This is a genomic window from Luteibacter sp. P4_D7_3, assembly GCF_056401735.1.
Window position 1 is genome coordinate 20519 of the sequence record NZ_JBFUIT010000022.1, and the last position, 6937, is coordinate 27455.

Below are 6937 nucleotides of genomic sequence, written 5' to 3' on the forward strand. Positions count from 1 at the left end.
TCACTTATCCATACGGTAGGGGCCGAGCAGTTCAGGATCGATGTCCTGCTCGGGCAGATCGGGCGGGAGATCGCCGACGGCGATCGCCTGCTTCAGGCGGAACACATAGGCCAGGATCTGGGCCACGGCGACGTACAGTGCCGAGGGGATCTCGCGACCGACTTCCGTCGTTGCATACAAGGCGCGTGCCAACGGCGCCGCTTCGACGACAGGAATCTTCGCCGCACCCGCCACATCGCGGATTTGCTGGGCCAGGACGTCCACACCCTTTGCTACGACTCGCGGCGCGCCCATTTTCACTTCGTCGTATTTGAGGGCGACGGCGAAATGGGTCGGGTTGACCACGATCACATCCGCCGTAGGAACGTCTTCCATCATGCGTCGACGCGACATCTGCAGCTGCATCTGACGGATTTTCGACTTCAGTTCCGGACTACCGTCGCTTTCCTTGTGCTCGTCCTTCACCTCCTGCTTGGTCATGCGCATCTTCTTGGTGAAGCTGAAGGCCTGCCAGGGTGCATCGACCAGGGCGATCAGCCCCAGCGCGCAGGCGAAGATCAGCGACGCGTGACCGAGCACGCCAAAGGTATGGGCAATGCCCTCCTTCACCGGACCGCTACCCACCGAGTACATCTCTTGCGTGGTGCGGTTGAGGAACCAGACCAGCGCGCCGCCGATCAGGATCAGCTTCAGCAGAGACTTGCCCAGCTCGACCAGGCCGTTCATCGACACGAGGCGGCTGAACCCCTTGATCGGGTCCAGGCGGTCGAACTTCGGTACCAGGGCTTCGAAGGAGAAGTTCAGGCCGCCCATGAGCGTGGGTGCGGCGATGGCAGCGACCGCAGTGACGGTGAACACGGGGCCGAGCAGCTTCAGGCCCTCGCCGGCCGCGGTCATCAGCGCTCGGGTGATGCCGTTGGCGGCGAACAGGTCGTCGCGGCCGTAACGCAGGCCGACGTGCATGATGTTGGCCGCGTGCACGGCCATCTGGTCGCGCGAGGCGATCATCGAGGTCACGCCCGCCAGGACCACCACGGCGGTGGAAAGGTCGCGCGAGCGCGGCAGGTCGCCCTTCTCTCGCGCTTCGCGAAGTCGTTTGTCACTAGGTGATTCGGTTTTATCTTCCTGGTCGGACTCACTCACGGCGAGGACCTCCCGACCAGTCCACGCATGGCTTCCCAGGCGTCCGTCTGCAGTGAATCCCAGGCACTCGGCAGGCCGCGAAGCGCAAGCCATACGGCGATGATGCCGAGGCAGATGGTGATCGGGAACCCGACCGCGAAGAGGTTCATCGACGGCGCCGAACGGCTGATCGCACCGAAGCCGAGGTTGACCACGAGCACGGCGGTGAGCGCCGGCAACGCGACGCGCACGGCGCCGGCGAACAGGTGGCTGGCGAACTCCAGAATGCCCCAGAGGCCCTCGGCACCGATGCCGTGGTCGCTGACCGGCATCGTCCGGAAACTGTCGGCAAGCAGGCTGATCAGTTGAAGGTGGCCGTTCATCACCAGGAACAGCAGGGTCACGATCATCGTGTAGAACTGGCTGAGCACCGGCGTGGAGCCACCGACACCGGGGTTGACCACTTCAGCGAAGCCCAGGCTCATGGCCTGCGAAACGAACTGGCCGCCAAACGCCACCGCCTCGAACACGATCTTGAGGATGAAGCCGAGCCCCGCGCCGATCAGCACCTGCTGGGCCAGGGTCGCGACGCCTTGCGCGGAGAGCGGGTGGATGGACAACGGCGCCAGCGGCGCCAGAGTCACGGTCAGCAGGATCGCAAGGCCCATCTTGATGCGCACGGGAATCGTGGTCGCCCCCAGCACCGGCGCGACGAGTAGCAGGCCGGAAATGCGGGCCATCGCCCAGCACGCCGCGCCCACCCACCCTTCGAGCTGGTTCAGGTCGATCGGCATTAACGCACCGCCTGGGGCAGGCTTTCGATAAGGGTGCGGGTGAAGGTCACCAGGGTGCGCAGCATCCAGGGGCCGGTGATGATCATCACAAGCGCCATGGAAATCAGCTTCGGAATGAAGCTGAGGGTCTGTTCGTTGATCTGCGTGGCGGCCTGCACCATGCCGATGATCAGGCCGACCGCCAGCGCGGTGAGCAGCAGCGGCGCACCGACCAGCATGGCGATGTGCAGCGCCTGCTGGCCAAAGGCGATAACGGATTCCGGCGTCACTGGTAGAAGCTCCCCGCCAACGTGCCCAGCAGTAGTGTCCAGCCATCGACCAGGACGAACAGCATGATCTTGAACGGCAACGAGATGATCATCGGCGAGACCATCATCATGCCCATCGACATCAGGACGCTGGCCACGACCAGGTCGATGATCAGGAAGGGAATGAACAGCAGGAAGCCCATCTGGAAGGCGGTCTTCAGCTCACTGGTGACGAAGGCGGGCAACGCCACGCGGTAAGGCACCGAGTCCTTGTCCGCATAGGGCTGCTCGCCCGCGAGCTTGGTGAACAGCTGGAGGTCGGGCTCGCGTGTCTGGTCGAGCATGAAGTGGCGGAAGGGCGCGGCGGCCAGCGGCACGGCGTCCTGCACGTTCATCTGGCCGTCCATGTATGGCTTGATACCGGCGTTGTAAGCCTTGTCGATCACCGGCGACATCACGAACAGCGTGAGGAACAGCGACAGGCCGACGATCACCTGGTTCGGCGGCGTGCTGTTGGTGCCGAGCGCCTGACGCAGGAAGCCGAGCACGATGACGATGCGAGTGAACGAGGTCATCATCAGCAGGATCGCCGGGAGGACCGTCAGCGCCGTCATCAGCGCCAGCATCTGGATCGACAGCGACCAGTTCTGGCTACCGTTGGCGCCCGGCTGCACGTTCAGCAGCTGAATGCCCGGCGGAGCAATCGGGTCCGCGGCGAACGCGGCCATCGGTGCGAGCAGCAAGACGACGAAAACAAGCAACGACCAGCAACGTACTTTGGGGGACGGCTCTTTGTGGGAGCGGGCTTTGCCCGCGATAGCCGCCGCGATCACGGGCGCTTCCACTGGTTGAGCACATCACGGAAGCCACGAATCGTCGGCGCGGCAGCCGCCGGTGTAGCGTCGTCCGCGACCGGCGTGGTCAGCACGTGCAGCGTACGCAGGCCACCGGTGGGCGAGGCGCCAACCAGGATCTGCGTGCCGCCGACTTCGAGCAACATGACTTTTTCCTTGATGCCGACCGGCATCGATTCGATGACGCGGATCTTCCGACCGCCCGGATGCACGCGCACCTGGGCGCGGCGGCTGAGCCAGCCCACGAAGAAAATGAGCGCGATGACGCCGAGCAGGCTGATCAACACGCGAATCAGTTCCGCACCCGAATCCACCGCCGCCGGAGCGACGACCGGAGCAGCCACCGGGGCCGCCATCAGAGCGCAGGAAAGGAAGCCACCGGCGAGGGCGGCGACGGTACGGCGCATGGCAATCACCGCAGCTTGCGGACGCGCTCGGCCGGACTGATCACGTCGGTCAGCCGGATACCGAATTTCTCGTTGATGACGACCACTTCGCCATGGGCGACCAGCGTGCCGTTGACGAACACATCCAGCGGTTCGCCGGCGGCACGGTCGAGCTCGACCACCGAGCCCTGGTTGAGCTGGAGCAGGTTCCGGATGCTGATCTTGGTACGGCCGACTTCCATCGCCATCGTGACCGGCACGTCCAGGATGACGTCGAGGTTGACCTCGGCGCCCAGGCCCATGGACTTGTGCAGGCTGGCTTCGTTGGCGCCTTCGATCTCTTCGAGCGTGGTGGGTTCGTTCATGTCCGTTCCGGTGATCGCGCTGCTTGGGTATGTACCCATAGAAGCAAACGGCGTGCCATGGCTTCGGCAGCGAGGGAACGGTGAATTTTTTGTGTTTTTTCAGGTGTTTGGCGGGTCGCCGCGGGTGACCCGCGCTGACCGGAAACCGACACTAGACGGAAAGCTGACGCATGACGGCAGTTGCGTGCGGTGACGGTCAGTTGACGTCAGGCTTGGGGTGCGCTGGCAAGCACCCATCGCTCTTGCCTCAGGCCGACTCAGTCAACTCAGGCATCGGCGCCGTCGTCGTCACCGGCATGGCCTTACCCTCGCCCCGCTTGCGCATCAGCGAATCGAACTGGATCGCCTTGTTGCCATTGGAGTTGGCCATGCGACCGCGGAAGATCGGCACGTCCTCGGCGAAGACCGTGGCGCACTCGGGCAGGGTGATCGGAATCACATCGCCCTTGCGCAGATGGAGGAAGTCGCCGATGGTCAGCCGCGCCTCGGCCAGCATGGAGGTGACCTCCACTTCGGCGTCGAGGATTTCTTCGTGCAGATTCTGGATCCAGCGCTCGTCGCGCTCCGCACGGTCGCTCTGCACGCCGGCGTCGAGCAACTCACGGATCGGCTCGACCATCGAATACGGCAGGGTCAGGTGCACTTCGCCGCCACCGCCGTCGAGCTCGATATGGAAGCGCGATACCACCACGGTCTCCGTGGGGCTGACGATGTTGGCGAACTGCGGGTTGATCTCGGAATTGAGGAACTCGAACTGCATCTTGAGCACGGGTGCCCAGGCCTCGGCCATGGCCGTAAAGGCCTCCTGCAGCACGATCTGGATCACGCGGTTCTCGGTCGGCGTGAAATCGCGACCTTCGATACGCGCGTGATAGCGGCCATCGCCGCCGAAGAAATTGTCGATGACGGTGAAGACCAGGCGCGGCTCGAAGACCATCAGCGCGGTACCGCGCAACGGTTTGATCCGGATCAGGTTGAGGTTGCTCGGCACGGCCAGCGAGTGCACGTACTCGTTGAACTTGGTCATCTTCACGCCAAGCACCGAGACTTCGCAGGACTTGCGCAACACGTTGAACAGGTTGGCGCGGAAGTAACGGGCGAAACGGTCGTTGACCATTTCCAGGGTCGGCAGGCGGCCACGTACGATACGGTCCTGCTGGGTAAAGTCGTAGTCCAGGATGCCACCGGGCGGCGGAAGCTCGATCTCGGTTTCGACCGCACCGCCTTCCACGCCGGCCAGGAGGGCGTCGATTTCTTCCTGGGTAAGGATGTCACTCATGGCCGAAGCGTCCCGTCACTGCATGATGAAGCTGGTGAAGTAGACCGCGTCCACGCCGGGACGGCCGATCTTCTCCTTGAGCACGCGCTGGATTTCGGCCAGCGCGGCGGCCTGTAGCTTCAGCTTACCCTTCACGTCGGACAGCGATTTCACGTCCTGTGCGGAGAAGAGCATCAGCAACGMGTTACGGATCTCGGGGTCGGCTTCCTTGGCGGCAGCGATGGCTTCGGGATCGTGCGACATGACGTTCACACCGACCTGCAGGAAACGCAGGGCGGTCTCGTCCTGGAAATTAACCACGAAGGCCGGGTCCAGCTGCAGATAAACGGCGGGTTTTGACTTGGCGATCTCCGTCGCATCAGCCGCACCCGCCTTGCCATGGCCGCCCTTCATCATGAAGAAACCACCTGCTCCACCGGCGGCAAGCACCACCAGCGCGGCGACAAGAATGACCCCGCCCTTACCCTTCTTCTTGGGAGCGCCTTCGGCGGGATCTTTAGGTGCTGCGGCCATGCGTGAAACCTCTGGAATGCGAATACGTAAGCGGTCGTGCCCGTCGGGCTTGCGGGTATTGTTGCAAGCGACGTGCCATCTGCGTCACCCGTGGCCCGGATGGAGATATGGCGCTGTGACGCGGTTCTCGCTGCCCTTAGGCGCCGGCGAGTGAGGCGAAAATTTTGACGCCCGCCGAAATCACGTCACCGACGCGTGTTACGCCACCTCATCGACCAGGCTGCGCGAGACGCGCGAGGTCCCGACCACGCCCGTCGCTGCCGCGCCTTCGTCCGTAGCACCACCCTGCCCGTCCGGCGATTCGCCCTGGGCGGGGTTCTGACCCGGATCGCGCTGACCGACATTGGCCTCGCCAAGTGACAACCCGTGATGCGCGAGCATCGTGTCCAGTTGCGACAACGTCTGCTGTACGGCATGCACCGCAGCGGGATGTTGAGCGAGGATGGCCACGTTGACCTTGCCGCCATCCATGGTCACGTGCACGTCCATGCTGCCGAGTTCTTCAGGGTGGAGCTTGATGCGTGCCGACTTGATGTCGCCCGAACCCATCCACGCAATCTGCTCACCCAGTTCCTGGCTGAACTGCGGCGATGTCGCCGCCTGCGTCGCCTGCACCTGCATCGCGGGGGCCGCCACGCCATTCATGGCGGGAGCGTGCATGAGCGGCATCGGGCTCACGCTCGTGGGATCGGTCGCCGACACATCGTCCTTGGTCGACGCAAGGTCGCTGCCCTGGGCAGCCAGCAGGCTCGCGAAGGGCGATGCGGTGACGGTCGCAACGGGCGACGGCGCCGCCGCCATCGCGTCGGTGATCGGGTCGCCGGTGACGGCGCCCTTCGCGCCGACGGTGGCACCGGTCGCCACCGCGGCGGTGCCGGGAGTGCCTCCCAGGCCGGTGAGCGCACCGAGCGCGTCGCCGAGCTTGCCGGCTGCCGCCGTGGCCGTGCCCAGGGCCTTCGTGGCGATATCGGTGACCTTGGGCGGCACACCAATCAGCGCGAGCACGCTCGTCGCCAAGGAGGTATCGCTGTCTGTCGAATCATCTTTCTTCGTCGTGTCGTCGTCCGGCTTCTTGTCGGCCGACTGGGTCGAGGCCGTCTTGTCCGTGCTCGTGTCTTTGGCCGACGATGCCGTCGTGGAGGTCGTCGTGCTCTTGTCCGACGGCTGGTCCCTGGTCTTGCGCGCATCGGCATGCGCCGCGTCCATCGCCGCGTCGAAGCGCTTGTTCGAGGCCGTGTCGTCGTTCGTCTTGCCGGTTACCGGGGACGCGGCGGCCGCGCCCGTCGTGGGCGACGGGGCGGGATTGACCGGGCGTGCAACGTTGAGGGCGATCGTGGCGTTGTTCATGCGGAGTACTCGATGTGATCGTTCGGGAG

The 6937-nt window shown here is 64.4% G+C and carries 9 protein-coding genes; all 9 read right to left on the bottom strand.

Annotation, left to right across the window (positions count from 1 at the left end):
* Positions 1-1143, bottom strand: coding sequence for a flagellar biosynthesis protein FlhB (flhB, locus tag AC1DSN_RS04265; RefSeq protein ID WP_213948731.1), 1143 nt, complete (start codon positions 1141-1143; stop codon positions 1-3).
* Positions 1140-1916 carry a flagellar biosynthetic protein FliR gene (gene fliR, locus AC1DSN_RS04270; RefSeq protein ID WP_477296116.1) on the bottom strand — a complete coding sequence of 259 codons (777 nt, stop codon included), beginning with the start codon at positions 1914-1916 and terminating at the stop codon, positions 1140-1142. Before fliR ends, flhB begins: the two co-directional genes overlap by 4 nt.
* The gene (fliQ, locus tag AC1DSN_RS04275) at positions 1916-2185 is read right to left on the bottom strand and encodes a flagellar biosynthesis protein FliQ (RefSeq protein WP_063572301.1); all 270 of its coding nucleotides are present in this window, start codon (positions 2183-2185) and stop codon (positions 1916-1918) included. The genes fliR and fliQ overlap by 1 nt, the downstream gene beginning before the upstream one ends.
* The gene (gene fliP, locus AC1DSN_RS04280; protein WP_477329707.1) at positions 2182-2892 is read right to left on the bottom strand and encodes a flagellar type III secretion system pore protein FliP; all 711 of its coding nucleotides are present in this window, start codon (positions 2890-2892) and stop codon (positions 2182-2184) included. Before fliP ends, fliQ begins: the two co-directional genes overlap by 4 nt.
* 101 nt (positions 2893-2993) lie before the next feature.
* Complete coding sequence (fliO, locus tag AC1DSN_RS04285) at positions 2994-3425, bottom strand: flagellar biosynthetic protein FliO (RefSeq protein ID WP_477297364.1); 432 nt, start codon at positions 3423-3425, stop codon at positions 2994-2996.
* A gap of 5 nt (positions 3426-3430) precedes the next feature.
* Complete coding sequence (gene fliN / locus AC1DSN_RS04290) at positions 3431-3706, bottom strand: flagellar motor switch protein FliN (protein WP_197478325.1); 276 nt, start codon at positions 3704-3706, stop codon at positions 3431-3433.
* A 310-nt stretch (positions 3707-4016) separates the two neighbouring features.
* Entirely contained in the window at positions 4017-5048 is a 1032-nt protein-coding gene (gene fliM / locus AC1DSN_RS04295) for a flagellar motor switch protein FliM (protein ID WP_082879106.1), read from the bottom strand.
* 15 nt (positions 5049-5063) lie between these two features.
* Positions 5064-5561 carry a flagellar basal body-associated FliL family protein gene (locus tag AC1DSN_RS04300; protein WP_477329701.1) on the bottom strand — a complete coding sequence of 166 codons (498 nt, stop codon included), beginning with the start codon at positions 5559-5561 and terminating at the stop codon, positions 5064-5066.
* Between the two features lie 198 nt (positions 5562-5759).
* Positions 5760-6937, bottom strand: a 1178-nt coding sequence (locus AC1DSN_RS04305; protein ID WP_477329703.1) for a flagellar hook-length control protein FliK, incomplete at its 5' end; no start/stop codon positions are given.